The 20,747-nt window shown below is 52.0% G+C and carries 5 protein-coding genes; 4 read left to right on the top strand and 1 reads right to left on the bottom strand.

Annotated features, from left to right (window positions below):
* Positions 1-7 precede the first annotated feature (7 nt).
* The 4 genes from rsxD to nth are packed head-to-tail and all read left to right on the top strand — an operon-like array spanning position 8 to position 3,079.
* Positions 8-1,087: an electron transport complex subunit RsxD gene (rsxD, locus tag HGO23_RS09845; RefSeq protein WP_209026499.1), complete on the top strand. Its 1,080-nt coding sequence runs from the start codon at positions 8-10 to the stop codon at positions 1,085-1,087.
* A 10-nt stretch (positions 1,088-1,097) separates the two neighbouring features.
* A complete protein-coding gene (gene rsxG, locus HGO23_RS09840) occupies positions 1,098-1,724 on the top strand; it encodes an electron transport complex subunit RsxG (protein ID WP_209026498.1) in 627 nt (208 codons plus the stop codon).
* Complete coding sequence (locus HGO23_RS09835) at positions 1,725-2,432, top strand: electron transport complex subunit E (protein WP_209026497.1); 708 nt, start codon at positions 1,725-1,727, stop codon at positions 2,430-2,432.
* A gap of 14 nt (positions 2,433-2,446) precedes the next feature.
* Positions 2,447-3,079, top strand: coding sequence for an endonuclease III (gene nth, locus HGO23_RS09830; protein ID WP_209026496.1), 633 nt, complete (start codon positions 2,447-2,449; stop codon positions 3,077-3,079).
* A gap of 139 nt (positions 3,080-3,218) precedes the next feature.
* Here the strand turns inward: nth and HGO23_RS09825 are convergent, their stop codons facing one another.
* Positions 3,219-20,066 carry a non-ribosomal peptide synthetase gene (locus HGO23_RS09825; protein WP_209026495.1) on the bottom strand — a complete coding sequence of 5,616 codons (16,848 nt, stop codon included), beginning with the start codon at positions 20,064-20,066 and terminating at the stop codon, positions 3,219-3,221.
* Positions 20,067-20,747: the final 681 nt, after the last annotated feature.

Here is a 20,747-nt window from a genome sequence, read left to right as displayed (position 1 = left end):
TTTATCGATGAAATTTAGGCCAGTCAAAACTGACAATAACCTGTTAAAAGTCGCCAGTTCGCCTTTTACACACAGTAAGAAAAATACCAGCCAGCTTATGTTATGGGTGGCTTTAGCTGCTATACCGGGTATCGCAGTGCAAACCTATTTCTTTGGCTATGGAACTTTGATCCAAATCCTGTTGGCAATCATTACCGCATTGATGGCTGAATCTGTAGCTATTGCATTAAAGAAACAACTGGTCATTCCCTACCTTAAAGATAATTCGGCATTAGTGACCGGATTACTGCTTGGCATTAGTCTGCCGCCGCTGGCACCGTGGTGGTTGATCATACTCGGTACTTTCTTTGCCATCATTATTGCTAAACATCTTTATGGCGGGCTTGGACAAAATCCATTTAATCCGGCTATGGTAGGTTATGTTGTCTTACTTATTTCATTTCCTGTACAGATGACAAGCTGGATGCCACCAGCCTCGTTACAAATCATGACGTTGACTCCGTGGGATTGCCTGATGGTGATCTTTACAGGACACACACCTGATGGTTCGACTCTGATACAACTTCAACAAGGAATTGATGGATTAAGTCAGGCTACGCCACTGGATAGCTTCAAAACCGGCAGACTGTCCCACAACATTAATGAAGTATTACAGCAACCGATATTGCAAGGTACTCTGGCAGGAATTGGCTGGCAGTGGATCAATGTGGCTTACTTGTTTGGTGGATTAATCATGCTGAATCGCAAAGTGATTAACTGGCAAATCCCGACCACATTTATCCTTGCACTGGGAAGTTGTGCTTTAGTTAGCTGGCTGATCGATCCAAGCCGTTATTCACCTCCTTTATTGCAAATTTTTTCCGGCGCAACCATGTTAGGCGCATTCTTTATTGCGACGGATCCGGTCAGCGCATCAACTACACCGAAAGGCCGTTTGATTTATGGAGCCGTAATTGGTTTGCTGATTTGGGTTATCCGTGTCTATGGTGGCTATCCAGATGCCGTGGCTTTCGCTGTTTTATTAGCAAATATCTGCGTACCACTTATCGACAATTACACACAACCCCGTGCTTACGGCCATAAATAAGGGAGCTGCCATGTTAGAAACTATGCGACGTCACGGTATTACCCTCGCAATTTTTGCCGCTTGTACCACCGGGTTAACGGCAATTGTTTATTCATTGACAAAAGACCGGATTGCAGAACAAGCAGCGTTACAGCATAAGGTATTATTGGATCAGGTTGTTCCTCCCACGCTGTATGACAACGATATGCTAAATGAATGTTATCTGGTAACCGCAGATGCTTTAGGTAATCAACAATCCCATCGTCTCTATCTGGCACGTAAAAACGGTACTCCGGTTGCTGCTGCAATAGAAAGCACTGCACCTGATGGCTATTCAGGAGCTATTCAACTACTGGTCGGCGCAGATTTTTCTGGCAAAGTACTTGGTGTGCGTGTTACCGAACATCATGAAACTCCGGGGTTAGGAGATAAAATTGATACCCGTATATCCGATTGGATCTATGCTTTTTCTGGCAAGAAAATCGCTTCCAATAATGATACTCATTGGGCGGTTAAAAAAGATGGCGGGGAATTTGATCAGTTTACGGGAGCAACCATCACTCCTCGTGCTATTGTCAATACCGTTAAACGGACAACTCTCTATATGGAAACCATTCCGGCACAACTTTCTTCATTACCCACATGTGGAGCAAAATAAATGAGTAAAACCAAAAACCTATTTCTTCAGGGGTTATGGAAAAACAACTCCGCATTAGTACAACTTTTAGGGCTTTGTCCCCTTTTGGCGGTTTCTTCTACTGCTACTAACGCACTGGGACTGGGATTGGCAACGACACTGGTTCTGTTGAGCACCAACATCGCCGTATCAGCTTTACGCCGTTGGGTTCCTCATGAGATCCGTATCCCTATTTATGTGATGATCATTGCATCTGTTGTCAGTGCCGTTCAGATGTTAATCAATGCTTTTGCATTCGGATTATATGAATCATTGGGGATCTTTATCCCGCTAATTGTGACTAACTGTATCGTTATCGGACGTGCAGAAGCCTACGCATCAAAAAACTCAATCTATCACTCCGCGCTTGATGGTATTGCAATGGGGCTTGGGGCAACATTTGCCCTGTTCGTACTTGGCGCCATACGTGAAATTCTGGGTAATGGCACACTTTTCGACGGTGCAGATCTATTATTAGGCAGTTGGGCTAAATCATTACGTATTGAAATTGTGCATATGGATTCCCCATTCCTGCTAGCCATTTTACCACCAGGTGCATTTATTGGATTAGGTTTGATGCTGGCCGGGAAATATATCATTGATGAGCGAATTAAAAGCCGTACAGATGCTAAAACGCGTCGCTATGACAACATAGAAAAAGGCTGTGGCAGCCATATCACAAGAGGATAAAGGCGTAATCAGATATGAATAAACAAAAACGGGTCGAAATTTTAACCCGCTTACGGGATAACAACCCTAATCCAACGACTGAACTGGTTTTCAATTCACCATTTGAACTGCTGATTTCAGTATTGCTGTCAGCACAAGCAACGGACGTCAGCGTCAATAAAGCAACTGCAAGACTTTATCCGGTTGCCAACACGCCACAGGCCATCCTTGATTTGGGCGTTGATAGCTTAAAAGAGTATATAAAGACTATCGGGTTATATAACACCAAAGCCGAAAACGTAATTAAAACCTGCCGGATCCTGCTGGAAAAGCATCAAGGCGAAGTACCGGAAAATCGCATAGCGCTTGAAGCATTACCGGGCGTCGGTCGTAAGACGGCCAATGTTGTTCTGAACACGGCCTTTGGCTGGCCGACGATAGCTGTCGATACCCATATTTTCCGTGTCAGCAATCGGACTCAATTTGCTCCGGGAAAAAATGTCGATGAAGTCGAAAAGAAGCTATTGCAAGTTGTACCTGATGAATTCAAAGTAGATTGCCACCATTGGCTGATTTTACACGGTCGTTATACCTGTATTGCCCGTAAACCACGCTGTGGATCTTGTATTATTGAAGATCTGTGCGAATATGCGGATAAAACAGAGTAATACATCTCTTCTATTAGCTCCCGCCTAATCTGGCGGGAGCTAACCCTAATTTACAGAGAAACAACAATATTAAAGAGGCATCTCAAAAATCCGGTATAAATAATCGATACCGGATTTTTATAGTAAGGTGAAATTAATACTATTGCTCTGCTGATATCAGAATATCAATTTCCCTGATCCGCTGTTGGGGGTTATCTACCATGGTTTGCAGCACAGTAAGCAAATAGTCAATGTGCCGCTCTATGGTCGATTGATCAAACAGGGCGGTGGCATAACTTACCGCCCCAGCAACTATGCCATTCTCTTCAAAAAACTCTATTTCGAGATCATAGTTGGTAATATTTAAATCATGAGCAATTGATGACACTGTCAGCCCCGGCAATGTCCAGTCGGAATCTTCATAATCCTGCCAGGCAAATACGGCCTGACACAACGGAATATGGTCTAGCTGGCGTGACGGTTGTACAATTTCCATCATCTGTTCAAACGGCAAATCCTGATGCGCCTGTGCCGCTAACGTGGTTTGCCGGACTTGTGCCAGCAACTCCGCTACCGTCAACTCACCCGAAACTCTTGTGCGTAACGACAGTGTATTCACGAAGAATCCAATTAATGGCTCCACTTCCTGACGACTACGGCCAGAACTGTGGGTTCCAACAATAATATCCTCCTGACCGGACAAACGCGATAAGACCACCGTCCAGGCAGACAATAATGTCATAAATAACGTGACATTGTGCTGCGCACTCAGGCGTTTCAGAGCGGTTATTAATTCCACATCCAAATTGATGGGTAAAATCTGCCCGACAAACGACTGCTCCAACGGGCGTGGCCGGTCTGTCGGCAAATTCAGCAGAGCCGGTGCATCAGCCAACGTCGTGCGCCAATAGTCAACTTGCGCCTGCATATGTTCAGAGGAAAACCACTGCCGCTGCCAGGCTGCATAATCAGGGTACTGGATCGCCAGCACGGGTAAAGGATCCGGTTGCCCGGACAGAAAAGCCGTATAGAGAGAGTTCAGTTCATCTATCAGTACCTTCACTGACCAGCCATCGGAAATAATATGGTGCTGGGTCAGTAAAAACTGATAGTCGTCATCCGCCAGCCGGATAAGCATCGTCCGAACAAGCGGCCCTTGGCTGAGATCGAATGACTCATACACCTCCTCAGTACGCAGTCGTTTTAACTCTGTTTCGGCATCCGGGCACCCGCGCAGGTCATGATAAACCAACGGCAGTCCACGGTCTGCCACCAGCAGGCGGACCTGAGGCTGACCGTCAACAGAAACAAAGACCGAGCGCAGGGCTTCATGACGGGCAAATAACACATCCAGTGCCTGCTGCCAGGCTGCGATATCCAGTTGCCCACGCAAATGTAACACGAGCGGCATATTATAGTGTTCACTGGCACCCCTAAATTGCGTCAGAAGCCACATGCGCTCTTGAACGAATGACAGTGGCAGTCCCCCCTCACGGGAGACAGGCAGGATAGGAGGCAATGTGCTTTGTTGATCAAACCGAATATGGAGTTTTTCAGCCAGGGCCGCCAAAGAAGGGGAGCTAAACAGTTCACTCAGTGGCAACTCTCCCCCTAAAACTGCTATCCGGTTCATTACCTGCATCGCCAGCAATGAATGACCGCCCAGAGCAAAGAAATTATCATGCCGGCTGATCTGTTCAATCCCTAAGACTTCCCGCCAAATCGCCGCCAATGCGATTTCCATTTCTCCGTGTGGGGCTTCATAAATCTGCCGGGCAAAGGCTTCTCCGTCCGGGGCCGGCAGCGCCCGGCGATCCAGTTTACCATTCGGGGTTTGTGGGAAGCTGTCCAGACACACAAAGGCCGCCGGCACCATATAATCCGGTAAAATTGCACTCAGGTGAGTACGCAGGTTGTTGACCAACGCTTCATCTGCTGCCGCGACGATATAGGCCACCAACCGTTTACCCTGCCCGTCATCTAATGCCAACACAACCGCCTCCTGCACCGCCGGGTGTTCCAGCAAGCGGGTTTCAATTTCCCCCGGTTCTATACGGAAACCACGAATTTTCACCTGCTGGTCATTACGGCCAAAGAATTCCAGACTACCGTTCGGCAGGTAACGAGCCATATCCCCGGTACGGTACATCCGGGCACCCAAGACAGGGCTAAAGGGGTCAGGAATAAAACGTTCTTCACTTAAAATGGGTTGGTTCAGATAACCTCGTGCCACCCCCACGCCACCAATATAGATTTCCCCCACACTGCCTAACGGCACCGGTTGCCCGTGGCTGTCCAGCAGATAAATGCGGGTATTGCTGAGCGGCCGACCGATGGAACGGTCATCCTCAGGGGAGACAACGGTCTGGCAGGTGGCGGTGACGGTATTTTCTGTCGGACCGTAGGCGTTTAATAACCGGGGACGGTGACCGCCCTGGGCAAACCAGTCCTGAAGGGCTTTTTTCTGCACGGCCTCACTGCCAATAATCATCAGTCTGAGCGCGTCAGGCAGCGCTAACCCTTTGTCTCTGCCCGCCAGTTCAGACCAGAATAACGTGGGCAGGAACAGCACCGTGATACGGTTTTCGCCGGTTAAGGTAATAAATTCCGGTATGGACGCCAGCCAGCTATCATCGCGGATCACCAGCGTGGCTCCGTTACAGAGTGACGAGAAACATTCCTCGACGGCAACATCAAAGGCAAACGCCGCAAACTGCAATACTCGATCTTGTGCCGTCACGCCATACCGTTCATTCACCCCTAGCGTACGTTGATAAATCGCCTGATGTTCCACCATCACCCCTTTCGGCGTGCCAGTCGAGCCGGAGGTGTAAATCACATAGGCCAGATGCTGGGGTGTTAACGTTGAAACCTGTGGGTTACTGTCCGGTTGATCTGGCGGCATCGTCGGGTCCAGTACCGTCAGCCCGGCCAATACCTTGTTACTCAGTGCGGCCTGCCCGATTCGGTCTGCCACTACCACGGATGGGGCACTGTCACTCAGGATATAAGTCAGACGCTCTGCCGGATAGGTTGTGTCGAGTGGCACATAGGCCCCCCCCGCTTTCAGGACGGCCAAGAGGGACACCACCATGGCCGGTGAGCGGGCCACGCAAATGGCGACCCGTTGCTCCGGCCCGACCCCTGACTCAATCAACTGATGCGCCAGCCGGTTAGCGCAGGCATTTAATTCAGAGTAACTGAGCGTTTGTCCCTGATATTCCAGCGCTGTTGCATCCGGGGTGTTCTGTACCTGCTGTTCAAACCATTGATGAATACATAACGCCGCAGGAGGATAAGGGGTCTCCGTTGTGTTCCAGGTGGTTAATAATAAGGTACGCTCCGCTTGCGGCAGGATGTCCAATTCCCGCACAGGCATAGCCGGGGTGTGCTCCAGTGCGTCCACCAGACTTTCCAGCGCCTGCTGCATATAGCCGCATATCCGCTCCGGCTCAAACGGCAGCACCACACTTGCCGTCAATCCCAACGCGTCACCAAAATCTTCCACCGACAACCCAAAGGGGTAGTTGGTTCCTTCCTCTCCGTCTAAAAATTCAATGCCTGCCAATGGTTCATCCGACGGCGCTGAGAGCGTATTGTGCCGATAATTTAACAGAGCACTAAAGAGCGGCGTGCCACGTTCAACCCCGCTACACTGTTGGGCCAGCGCCAGTGACGCATGCTCATGGGTTAATAATCCCGCCAGCCGGCGATGAGCGGTTTGTACGCTGTCCTGTACCGGGGTGTCATCCATATCTAACCGCAACGGTAAGGTATTAATAAACAGGCCCATGCCATTGCCTGCCCCTTCTCCCGCAGCCATGCGTCCAAACAGTACGGTGCCGAATACCACTTTTTCCTGTCCACTGCTGCGCGCCAACACTTGTGCCCAGGCCAGATGACACAAGGCGGCCAGACTCACCCCTTGCTGCCGGGCCTGATGGCGCAAACGGTCATTCAGTTCCGGTGTCAGCAGCCGGTAAAATTCCCTTTCCTGCGATCCATCAAGATGGACGTCCGCCAGCCCGAATGGCAAGGTTGGCTCCGCCACGTCCGCTAACATTTCAGTAAAGAAACGGGTATGGGCTGCCTGACTCACTCCCAACCGGACCTGCGCCACCAGATTACGGAACGGCACCGGCGCAGGCAGGCTTGCCTCTTGCCCTGTCAGGCAGGCCTGCACTTCACGGTGCATTACTTCCACCGTTTCATGGTCGCCAATCATATGATGATGTAATTCCAGTAAGAACCAGCGGCCATCGGTTTCCTGTGCCACCACAAAGTGCAGTAACGGCGCCTGACCCAGGTCAAGACGATAATGACTGCGATCAAAACGTCGGCTTAACTGGTCGATGACTGGGCCGTCAGCCGGATCCAGCGTCAGCTCTGTTACGGATAAGGAGGCATGACGCCAGACAACCTGCACTGGCACTGATATCCCTTGCCAGATAAAGGCAGTACGTAAAATATCGTGCCGGTCGACTATCCGTTGCATTGCCGCCAGATAACGATCCAGCAAAGACCGGTCAGCAAACGCCATCTGACCACTTAACAGATACGTATCTCCTTCCCGTACCAGCAAATGGTGGAACAAAATCCCGTCCTGCAACGGCGATAACGCGTAGATATCCTGAATATTTTCTACCCCCCCCGGCACCTGTCTGACAATATGGTCAATATCTGCCTGGGTTAAATCCACCAGCGGTAACATCGCCGGGGTCAGTTGCTGTGTTGCGGGAGTAATCACGTTGGGCGGGATTTCGATGGTCTGATGCTGCCCCAACATTTTCGCCAGATCGGACAACACCGGCGACCGGAACAACTCCCGTGCCATCAGGGCCAACCCCTGCTGACGCAGGCGCTCAATCATGCGCACGGCAAGCAGGGAGTGACCGCCCAACGCAAAGAAACTGTCATGGCGGCTGATCGACTCAATGCCCAGTAATTCCCCCCAAATCGCTGCCAGCGTCATTTCGGTTGCCCCCTGCGGGGCTTCATACGCCTGCCGGGCAAAGGCTTCTCCGTCCGGGGCCGGCAGCGCCCGGCGATCCAGCTTACCATTCGGGGTCTGCGGGAAACTGTCCAGCCGCACAAACGCGGCCGGCACCATATAATCCGGCAAAACAACACTTAGATGGGTACGCAGATTGTTAACCAGCGTTTCATCTGCTTCTGCTACCCCAGTTTCCGCCACGACATAGGCCACCAGCCGTTTACCTTGTCCGTCATCCCGTGCCAGCACGACCGCCTCCTGCACCGCCGGGTATTCCAGCAAGCGGGTTTCAATTTCTCCCGGTTCAATCCGGAAACCACGAATTTTCACCTGCTGATCATTACGGCCCAGAAACTCCAGGTTACCGTCCGGCAGATAACGAGCCATATCCCCGGTACGGTACATCCGGGCATCCGATACCTGACTAAAGGGATCGGAAATAAAACGTTCTTCACTTAAGATCGGCTGGTTCAGATACCCCCGCGCCACCCCAACGCCACCAATATAGATTTCCCCCACACTGCCTAACGGCACCGGTTGCCCGTGGCTGTCCAGCAGGTAAATGCGGGTATTTTTAAGTGGCCGACCGATAACACGGTCATCGTTTGGGGAGAAAACTTCTTGACAGGTAGCCGTAACGGTATTTTCTGTCGGGCCATAGGCGTTTAATAACCGGGGACGGTGGCCGGCCTGGGCAAACCAGTCCTGAAGGGCTTTTTTCTGGACGGCCTCACTGCCAATAATCATCAGTCTGAGCGCGTCAGGCAGCGCTAACCCTTTATCTCTGCCCGCCAGTTCAGACCAGAATAACGTGGGCAGGAGCAGCACCGTGATACGGTTTTCCCGGGCTAAAGCAATAAATTCTGGTATAGAAGCCAGCCAGCTATCATCGCGGATCACCAGCGTGGCTCCGTTACAGAGTGACGAGAAACATTCCTCGACGGCGACATCAAAGGCAAACGCCGCAAACTGCAATACCCGATCCTGTGCCGTCACGCCATACCGTTCATTCACCCCCAGAGTACGCTGATAAATCGCCTGATGTTCCACCATCACCCCTTTCGGCGTGCCGGTCGAGCCGGAGGTGTAAATCACGTACGCCAGATGCTGTGGCGTTAACGTTGAAACCTGTGGGTTACTGTCCGGTTGAACCAGCGGCACCGTCAGGTCCAGTACCGTCAGCCCGGCCAGCATCTCGTCACTTAATGTGGACTGTCCGGGGTCATCCGCCAATATTACCGATGGGGCACTGTCACTCAGGATATACGCCAGACGCTCTGCCGGGTAGGTTATGTCGAGTGGCACATAGGCGCCACCGGCTTTCAGTACCGCCAACAGTGATATCACCATGGCCGGTGAGCGTGTCACACAAATCGCGACCCGTTGCTCCGGCCCGACCCCTAACTCAATCAACTGATGCGCCAGCCGGTTAGCCCGGGCATTTAATTCTACGTAACTGAGGGTTTGTCCCTGATATTCCAGCGCTATGGCCTCTGGCGTTTTCTCTGCCTGCTGTTCAAACCATTGATGAATACACAACGCCGCAGGATAAGGGGTCTCCGTCCTGTTCCAGGTGGTTAATAATAAGGTACGCTCTGCTTCCGGCAGAATGTCCAATGCCCGCACTGGCATAGCCGGGGTGTGCTCCAGTGCGTCCACCAGACTTTCCAGTGCCTGCTGCATATAGCCCCATATTCGCTCTGGCTCAAATGGCGGCACCACACTTGCCGTCAATCCCAGCGCGTTACCAAAATCTTCCACCGACAACCCAAAGGGGTAGTTGGTGCGTTCCTTTCCATCTAAAAATTCAATGCCTTCAAATGGTTCATCCGACGATGCTGAGAGACTATTGTGCCGGTAATTGAGCAGGGCGCTAAAGAGCGGCGTACCGCGTTCAATCCCGCTACACTGTTGGGCCAGCGCCAGTGACGCATGCTCATGGACTAATAATCCTGCCAGCTGATGATGGGCGGCCTGTACGCTGTCCTGTACCGGGGTGTCATCAATATCCAGCCGTAACGGCAGAGTATTAATAAACAAACCCATTCCCCCCTCTGTCCCTTCGCCGCCGGTCATGCGCCCAAACAACACGGTGCCGAATACCACTTTTTCCTGTCCACTGCTGCGCGCCAACACCTGTGCCCAGGCCAGATGACACAAAGCCGCCAGACTCACTCCTTGCTGCCGGGCCTGATGGCGCAAACGGTCATTCAGTTCCGGTGTCAGTAGCTGGAAAAATTCTCTTTCCTGCGATCCATCAAGATGGACATCCGCCAGCCCGAAAGGCAGCGTCGGCTCCGCCACTTCCGCCAGCATGTCGGTAAAGAAACGGGTGTGGGCTGCCTGACTCACCCCCAACCGGACCTGCGCCACCAGATTACGGAACGGCACCGGCGCAGGCAGGCTTGCCTCTTGCCCTGTCAGGCAGGCCTGCACTTCACGGTGCATCACTTCCAGCGTTTCATGGTCGCCAATCAGGTGATGGTGCAATTCCAGCAAGAACCAGCGGCCATCGGTTTCCTGCGCCACCACAAAGTGCAGTAACGGCGCCTGACCCAGGTCAAGACGATAATGACGCGGATCAAAACGGCGGCTTAACTGGTCAATGACCGGGCCATCAGCCGGATCCAGCGTCAGCTCGGTCACTGACAAGGGGGCATGACGCCAGACCACCTGTACCGGCACCGATATCCCTTGCCAGACAAAGGCGGTACGTAAAATATCGTGCCGGTCGACTATCCGTTGCATCGTTGCCAGATAACGATCCAGCAACGCACGGTCAGCAAACGCCATCTGACCACTCAACAGATACGTATCCCCTTCCTGTGCCAATAAATGGTGAAACAAAATACCGTCCTGCAATGGCGATAAAGCGTAAATATCCTGAATATTTTCTACTCCACCCGGCACTTGTTCAATAATATGGTCAATATCTGCCTGGGTTAAATCCACCAGCGGCAACATCGCCGGGGTCAGTTGCTGTGTCGCGGGGGTAATAACATTGGGTGGGACTTCAATAACTCGATGCTGTCCCAACATTTTCGCCAGATCGGACAACACCGGCGACCGGAACAAATCCCGTACCGTCAGTGCTACCCCCTGCTGACGCAGGCGTTCAACCATGCGTACGGCAAGCAGAGAGTGACCGCCCAACGCAAAGAAGCTATCATGGCGGCTGACCGACTCAATGCCCAGTAATTCACGCCAAATCGCCGCCAGTACCATTTCGGTTTCCCCCTGCGGGGCTGCATGGGTTTGCCGGGCAAAAGCGTCGCCGTCCGGGGCCGGCAGCGCCCGGCGATCCAGCTTGCCATTTGGGGTCTGCGGGAAACTGTCCAGCCGCACAAAGGCCGCCGGCACCATATAATCCGGTAAAACTGCACTCAAGTGAGTGCGCAGATTGTTAACCAGCGTTTTATCTGCTTCTGCTACCCCAGTTTCCGCCACGACATAGGCCACCAGCCGTTTACCCTGTCCGTCATCCCGTGCCAGCACGACCGCCTCCTGCACCGCCGGGTATTCCAGCAAGCGGGTTTCAATTTCTCCCGGTTCAATCCGGAAACCGCGAATTTTCACCTGCTGATCATTACGGCCCAGAAACTCCAGGTTACCGTCCGGCAGATAACGAGCCATATCCCCGGTACGGTACATCCGGGCATCCGATACCTGACTAAAGGGATCGGAAATAAAACGTTCTTCACTTAAGATCGGCTGGTTCAGATACCCCCGCGCCACCCCCACGCCACCAATATAGATTTCCCCCACACCACCTAACGGCACTGGTTGACCGTGGCTGTCCAGCAGGTAAATACGGGTATTGCTGAGCGGCCGGCCGATGGAACGGTCATCCTCAGGGGAGACAACGGTCTGACAGGTGGCGGTGACGGTATTTTCTGTCGGACCGTAGGCGTTTAATAACCGGGGACGGTGACCGCCCTGGGCAAACCAGTCCTGAAGGGCTTTTTTCTGCACGGCCTCACTGCCAATAATCATCAGTCTGAGCGCGTCAGGCAGCGCTAACCCTTTGTCTCTGCCCGCCAGTTCAGACCAGAATAACGTGGGCAGGAACAGCACCGTGATACGGTTTTCGCCGGTTAAGGTAATAAATTCTGCCATGGAGGCCAGCCAGCTATCATCACGAATAACCAGCGTGGCTCCGTTACAGAGTGACGAGAAACACTCCTCGACGGCAACATCAAAGGCAAACGCCGCAAACTGCAATACCCGGTCCTGCGCCGTCACACCATACCGTTCATTAACACCCAGCGTACGGTGATAAATCGCCTGATGTTCTACCATCACCCCTTTCGGCGTGCCGGTCGAGCCGGAGGTGTAAATCACGTAGGCCAGATGCTGGGGTGTTAACGTTGAAACCTGTGGGTTACTGTCCGGCTGATCCAGCGGCATCGTCGGGTCCAGTACCGTCAGCCCGGCCAGCATCTCGTCACTTAATGTGGACTGCCCGGCCCGGTCTGCCACTACCACAGACGGAGCGCTGTCACTCAGGATATAGGCCAGCCGCTCTGGCGGGTAGGTGATATCCAACGGCACATAAGCGCCCCCCGCTTTCAGAACCGCCAACAATGACACCACCATGGCCGGTGAGCGGGCCACGCAAATGACGACCCGTTGATCCGGTTCAATTCCCTGCTCAATCAATTGATGAGCCAGTCGGTTAGCCCTGGCATTTAATTCAGCGTAACTGAGCGTTTGTCCCTGATACTCCAGTGCCATGGCCTCCGGGTTTTTCTCTGCCTGCTGCTCAAATAACTGATGAATACACAAGGCGTCAGGATAAGGGGTTTCCGTGGCGTTCCAGGTTTCCAGCAACAACTGGCGCTCTGCCGGTGTCAGGATATCAATGTCCCCGATCCGCCGTTGGGCGTTAGCCACCATGGCTTGCAATACCGTATGCAAATAGTCAATGTGTCGTTCCATGGTCGTTTGATCAAACAGGGCGGTGGCATAACTTAACTCACCGGCAATCTTGTCATTCTCTTCAAACAGCCCCAGTTCGAGATCAAATTTGACAATCTCAACATCTTGATCAGCCGGTGATACGGTCAGCCCCGGCAATGTCCAGTCGGTATGTTCATTGTTCTCCCAAGAGAACATGACCTGAAACAGGGGCGTATGATCCAGCCGACGTGTCAGTTGTACGATTTCCACCACTTGCTCAAACGGTAAATCCTGATGCGCCTGTGCCCCTAACGCAGTTTCCCGGACCTGTGCCAGCAATTCCGCTACCGTCAACTCACCCGAAACGCCCATGCGTAACGCCAGCGTATTGACAAAGAAGCCAATCAACGGTTCCACTTCCTGACGGTTACGGCCGGCACTGGGGGTGCCAATCACGATGTCCGTTTGGCCGGATAAACGCGATAAGACCACCGCCCAGGCGGACAATAGCGTCATAAATAAGGTGACACCGTGCTGCTCACTCAAGCGTTTCAATGCGCTCGTTAATTCCGCATCCAAATTGATGGGTAAAACGTGTCCAGCAAACGACTGCTCAGACGGTCGTGGCCGGTCTGTCGGCAGATCCAGCAAAACAGGGGCGTCAGCCAACATAGTACGCCAATAATCAGACTGCACCTGAATACGATCAGCAGAAAGCCATTGACGCTGCCAGACCGCATAATCAGGATATTGAATTGCCAGCGGTGCTAAAGGATCCGGCTGTCCGTCCAGAAACGCTGTATAGAGTGTGCTTAGTTCCTGTATCAGCACATTAACTGACCAACCATCGGACACAATATGATGTTGGGTCAGCAAAAACTGATAGTCGTCATCCGCCAGCCGGATAAGCATTGCACGAATAAGCGGGCCACGGTTGAGCTCAAATGGCGCCGACATTTCTTCCGCGCACAGTCGTTCCAGTTCCACTTCGGCATCCGGGTGTCTACGCAGATCATGCTGAACCCATGACAACCCATGGTCCGCCGCCAGCAGGCGGATCTGAGGCTGACCATCAACGGAAACAAAGACCGAGCGCAGCGCTTCATGGCGGGCAAATAACGTATTCAGTGCCTGCTGCCAGACCACGATATCCAATTGACCACGCAAACGTAGCGCAATGGGAATATGATACGTTTCACTGACACCTTCAAACTGAGTCAGGAACCACAAACGCTGTTGCGCGAATGACAATGGCAGTATGCCCTCACGGGAGACGGGCATAATGGCCGACACTACATTATCTTGTTTATCAATCCGGGCCTGCACTGCCTCAGCCAGAGCCGCCAAAGAAGGCGTGCTAAACAGCACAGGCAGCGGCAATTCGATCCCCAACGCCGCTAGCCGATTCATTACTCGTACCGCCAGCAGTGAATGGCCACCCAGCGCAAAGAAATTATCATGCCGGCTGATCGATTCAATTCCTAAAACTTCCCGCCAAATCGCTGCCAACGCGTTTTCTGTTTCACCCTGCGGGGCTTCATAGGCTCGCCGGGCAAAGGCCTCATTGTCCGGTGCCGGCAGTGCCCGGCGATCCAGCTTACCGTTCGGCGTCAAGGGAAACGCATCCAGACGGACGAAAGCGGCCGGCACCATATAATCCGGCAACCGGGCACTCAGGTGGACACGCAGGCTGTTCGCCAGCCCTTCATCCGCTTCCACCGCCTTCGTTTCTGTTTCTACCGTTTCTGTTACCACATAGGCCACCAGCCACCTATCCTGCCCTTCTCCCTGCGCCAACACTACCGATTCACGCACCACTGAGTGCTCAGCTAACCGGGCTTCAATTTCCCCCGGTTCAATGCGGAAACCGCGGATTTTCACCTGCTGATCATTACGGCCGAGAAATTCCAGATTACCGTCCGGCCGGTAACGGGCTAAGTCCCCGCTCCGGTACATCCGCGCATCCGGGCTATCACTGAACGGATCAACAAGGAAACGTTCAGCCGTTAATTCAGGCCGGTTCAGGTAACCCCGCGCCACCCCCACTCCGCCAATATACAGCTCACCCACAGCCCCCAGTGGCACGGGCTGACCATACTCATCCAGCAAATAAATCTGAGTATTCGCCGTTGGACGCCCGATAGGCACCCCGGTATCGGTATAGTCTGACGGACACGGCCAGACCGTGGCACACACCGTTATCTCGGTCGGGCCATAGGCATTGAACAGAGTGACCCGGCCACACAGCGCCTGGATTAACGCTGTACTGGGCGCTTCGCCCCCCAATATCAGGGTGGGTTTGACCGTTAATGCCGGTATATCCGCTCGGTCATGAAGCAGAGCCGGGGGCAGACAAGCATGTGTTATCGCCTGAGCTTCCAGGTAATGCCATAAAGCGGTCGGGTTCTGACGCACATGGCCGGCGGGAATAGCCAGCGCGGCACCGCTGCACAGTGCCATCATCATTTCCCAGACACTGGCATCAAAGCTCAATGAAGCAAACTGCAATACCCGGCTCTCCGCCCCAATCGCAAATTGCGTGATTTTCTCCTGAATCAGGTTGACTAACCCACGATGTTCAACCATCACCCCTTTCGGGGTGCCGGTCGAACCGGAGGTGTAAATCACGTACGCCAGATGGCGTGAAGTCAATACCAGTATCTGCGGATTACTATCCGGCTGGTTGAACGGGGTATTCGGGTCGAGCACGTTTCGTTCTGCCAATACATGCTCGCCCAATGCTGACCGGCCGAGACTGTCTGCCAGCACCACTGCCGGTGCCGTATCCCTCAGATTGTCAGCCAGACGCTCTCCCGGATAAGCCGGATCCAGCGGTACATAGGCTCCGCCCGCTTTTAAGACAGCCAACACCCCGACCACCATGGCCGGGGAGCGTGCCACACAAATGGCAACCCGTTGCTCCGGTTCAACGCCCAGAGCCATTAACTGATACGCCAGCCGGTTAGCCCGGGCATTTAATTCCGCATAACTGAGGGTCTGGTTTTCATAGACCAGTGCCGTGGCCTGCGGGGTTTTCGCCACCTGCTGTTCAAACCACTGGTGAATACACAAGGCCTCAGGGTAGGCAGTTTCCGTTGTATTCCAGGTGCTTAATAACAGTGTACGTTCTGCTTCCGGCAGGATGTTCAACTGCCGTACCGGGGTTTCCGGCGCCTGTTCCAGCGCGTCCGCCAGACTTTCCAGTGCCTGCTGCATATAGCCGCACACCCGTTCAGGCTCAAACGGCTGCACGACCTGCGCCGTCAACCCCAACGCGTCACCAAGATCTTCCACTGACAGTACAAAGGGGTAGTTGGTTCGTTCCTGTTCACCAACAAACTCAATCCCACTGACCAGTTCACCAGACATACCCAATAAGACATTGTGGCGGTAATTCAACAAAGCACTAAAGAGGGGTGTACCACGGTCAACGCCGCTACACTGCTGCGCCAGCGCCAGAGAAGCATGTTCATGGGCTAATAATCCCGCCAGCCGGCGATGGGCGGCCTGCACGCTGTCCCGTACCGGTATGTCATCCATATCCAGCCGTAACGGTAAGGTATTAATAAACAGCCCCATCCCACTCCCTGTTCCTTCGCCTCCGGTCATGCGTCCAAACAACACGGTGCCGAATACCACTTTTTCCTGTCCGCAGACCCGTGACAACACCTGAGCCCAAGCCAGATGACACAAAGCCGCCAGACTGACTCCCAACTGCCGGGCCTGACTGCGCAAGCGATTATTCAGCTCAGGCGTTAACATTTGGTGAGATTCCGTCACCTGTGAACCATCACGATGCACCTCTGTCAAACCAAACGGCAGCGTCGGCTCTTCCACCTCGGCTAACATTTCAGTAAAGAAAGCGGTATCGGCTTCCTGACTCATCCCCAACCAGGACTGAGCCACCAGATTGCGGAATGGCACCGGTACAGGCAGGCTTTCCTCTTGCCCTGTCAGGTACAACTGCACTTCACGGTGCATCATTTCCAGCGCTTCATGGTCACCAATCAGGTGATGGTGCAATTCCAGTAAGAACCAGCGGCCATCCGTTTCTTGCGCCACCACAAAATGCAGGAGCGGAGCCTGATCCAGATCAAGACGATAATGGCGCGGATCAAAACGCTGGCTTAACTGATCAATGACCGGGCCGTTAGCCGGCTCCAGCGTCAGCTCTGTGACGGATAAGGAGGCATGACGGCAGACCACCTGCGCCGGAACCGATATCCCTTGCCAGATAAAGGCGGTGCGTAAAATATCGTGCCGGTCGACTATCCGTTGCATCACTGCCAGATAACGATCCAATAAAGACCGATCAGCAAAAATCATCTGGACGGTCAACAGATACGGATCGCCTTCCTGAGCCAATAAATGGTGGAACAAAATCCCGTCCTGCAATGGCGATAAGGCGTAGATATCCTGAATATTCGCTAGCCCACCCGGCACTTGTTCAACAATATGGTCAATATCTGCCTGGGTTAAATCCACCAACGGCAACATCGCTGGGGTCAGTTGCTGTGTTACAGGAGTAATCACATTGGGCGGGATTTCGATGGTCTGATGCTGTCCCAACATTTTCGCCAGATCGGATAACACGGGCGATCGGAATAAATCACTCGCCGCCAGCGCCAACCCCTGCTGACGCAGGTATTCAATCATGCGCATCGCGAGCAGGGAGTGACCACCCAATGCAAAAAAGCTGTCATGGCGGCTGATCGGCTCAATGCCCAATAACTCACCCCAGACTGTTGCCAGTATCGTTTCCTCTCTCCCTTGCGGGGCTTCATAAGCCTGCCGGACAAACGCTTCTTCGTCCGGTGCAGGTAATGCCCGGCGATCCAGTTTGCCGTTAGGAGTTTGCGGGAAGCTGTCCAGACGCATAAAGGCTGCCGGCATCATATAATCCGGCAAAAGAGCACTCAAATGAGTACGCAAGCTGTTTACCCACTCGTCATTCTCTTCCGCCATCACAGTTTCTGTCACGATATAAGCCACTAACCGCCTACTTTGCCCGTCATCCCGTGCCAGCACTGCTGCCTGATTCACTGCTGGATGCTCCAGCAAGCGGGTTTCAATTTCCCCCAATTCGACACGGAAGCCGCGGATTTTTACCTGCTGGTCATTACGGCCCAGAAACTCCAGGTTACCGTCCGGCAGGTAACGGGCCACATCCCCAGTACGATACATTCGGGCACCTGATACGGAGCTAAAGGGGTCGGGGATAAAACGTTCTTCACTTAAAATTGGCTGGTTCAGATACCCCCGCGCTACCCCCACCCCACCAATATAGATTTCCCCTGCACAGCCTAGCGGTACAGGTTGTCCGTTACTGTCCAATAAGTAAATGCGGGTATTTTTGAGTGGTCGGCCGATGGAACGATCATCGTCGGGGGAGAAGACTTCTTGACAGGTGGCGGTGACTGTATTTTCCGTCGGGCCATAAGCATTTAATAACCGGGGGCGGTGTCCCACTTGGGCAAACCAGTCCTGAAGGGCTTTTTTCTGCACGGCCTCGCTGCCAATAATGATCAGTCTGAGCGAGTCAGGTAGTGCTAATCCCGGCTCTCTGGCGGCCAGCTCAGACCAGAATAACGTGGGCAGCAACATCACCGTGATACGGTTTTCCCGGGCTAAGGCGATAAATTCTGTCATTGAATCCAGCCAGCTATTATCGCGGATCACCAGCGTGGCGCCATAACATAATGAGGAGAAACACTCCTCAACCGCGACATCAAAGGCAAACGCCGCAAACTGCAATACCCGATCCTGCGCCGTCACGCCATACCGTTCATTGACGCCCAGCGTACGTTGATAGATCGCCTGATGCTCTACCATCACCCCTTTTGGCGTGCCGGTCGAGCCGGAGGTGTAAATCACATAGGCCAGATGCTGTGGCGTTAACGTTGGAACCTGTGGATTACTGTCCGGTTGATCAGGCTGCATCGTCGGGTCAAGAACGGTCAACTCGGCCAGTACTTCATCACCTAATATGGACTGTCCGGTGTCATCCGCCAATATTACGGATGGGGCACTGTCGTTGAGGACATACGCCAGACGCTCTGCCGGGTAGGTGATATCCAGCGGTACATAAGCACCACCCGCTTTCAGTACCGCCAAGAGGGACACCACCATGGCCGGTGAGCGGGCCACACAAATGACGACCCGTTGTTCTGGTTCAATTCCCTGCTCAATCAATTGATGGGCCAGTCGGTTAGCGCGGGCGTTTAATTCGGTATAACTCAGTGTTTGCCCCTGATACTCCAGAGCCGTAGCCTGTGGGGTCTTTTGAACCTGTTGCTCAAACCACTGATGAATACACAAGACTTCAGGATAAAGGGTTTCAGTCAGGTTCCAGGTTTCCAATAGCAATGTCCGTTCCGCCTCCTGCAACAAATTAAGCTGCCCGATGGGGATGTCATCACTTCTTTCTTTTGATATCAACAATGCCTGTAAGTGGTCATCCATGCGCGCAATCACTTCCGCACTCAGGCGATTTTCATCATAGATCCAACGGAAACCGCCCTGCTCATTTATCTGAAGTGTCAGCAATTCACCCGATGCTTTTTGATCACACTGTCTGTCATCCTGTATCACAGAAACCGCTATCGACCACGGATAGTGAGTGCTTAATTCAGGGATGGCGTACAATGAAGGTAAATGAGAAAGGCGGTCATAACTGAATGTCTGGTGTTGCGCTAGTCGGGCAAGTTCATCATCAACCGTGTCAGCTACCCCACACCACGGCTGATCCAATGCCACTGCAATGTCCATGGGCACCACTGAGGCCAGATTTGCCCGGTTATCGTTTAATGCCACCCCCCAGCCGATTTGGTATGTCGGCTGCTGAGTCAGACGCGCAAGATAGATAACAAATGCCTGCAACACTATTCGCCATGGCTCTTCTTGACCACTTTGGGGAGACGGGGACTGCCAACGGCTGATTGCCCAACGGGGTTCAGCAATCTTATGGGGAATGTCGAAAGGTAACTGGAGGGGTTGCAACGCGGTAATACGCTGATACCAAAATAGTTCACTGGGTGTGAGTGATTGAAGGGTATTTATTTCAGAAAACGCTTCACAGTTAAAACTATTTACCACTGTAGCAATGTTATCTTTCATTTATTACCTCAACGAATCTGTTAGTTGTTTGAGAATGATCAATCTGTGGGATCATCAAAAATATTTTTTCTTACTTTTTTCATTTGACTGGAGAGCAATACAACTCATGCATAAAACATGGATCAAGATATTTAAACAGTACTTTTTATCAGGCTTTAAATACAATAGCCCGATGAATAGTGATAATATTAACGTTATGAAATAATAATTAGTCAGATAAATTGGAATAGGACATTCTATTTTTATTAACTCCATTTACTATCCTCATAAATAGCAATAGAATCTCAGATTAAAAATACTTAAACCCTAATTTATTTTATAATCATTGGAGCCATTTTATTTCCCTACTTCAAGATACAGGTTTAAAATTATTTTACTTATAATAAATAGAATTATTTAATTAGTTTTCATTCTTGGGTATTAAAATATATACAATCAATAAAAATATTATTACTCTCAATCGTGCAATAATATATACCCACTTAACTTGAAGATGCAAATTTCATTACCAGAAAAAAGTTTATTTGCTTTTTCTTGGAGAGTGACATTAAAAAAATGATGAACACAGTTGCATTGATAATAGCCACCTGTAACAAAAAAATCAGGAAAAATTTTCAAGAAATTCTCCACCAAAATATAAGTGAGGATTTAAAATAAACGGCCATTTTTTGCGTAGCTATA

This window comes from Xenorhabdus budapestensis, assembly GCF_017743015.1.
Lineage (GTDB): Bacteria > Pseudomonadota > Gammaproteobacteria > Enterobacterales > Enterobacteriaceae > Xenorhabdus > Xenorhabdus budapestensis.
Note: the sequence above shows the minus strand (reverse complement) of the source record. Positions and strands in the feature narration are given on the sequence as shown.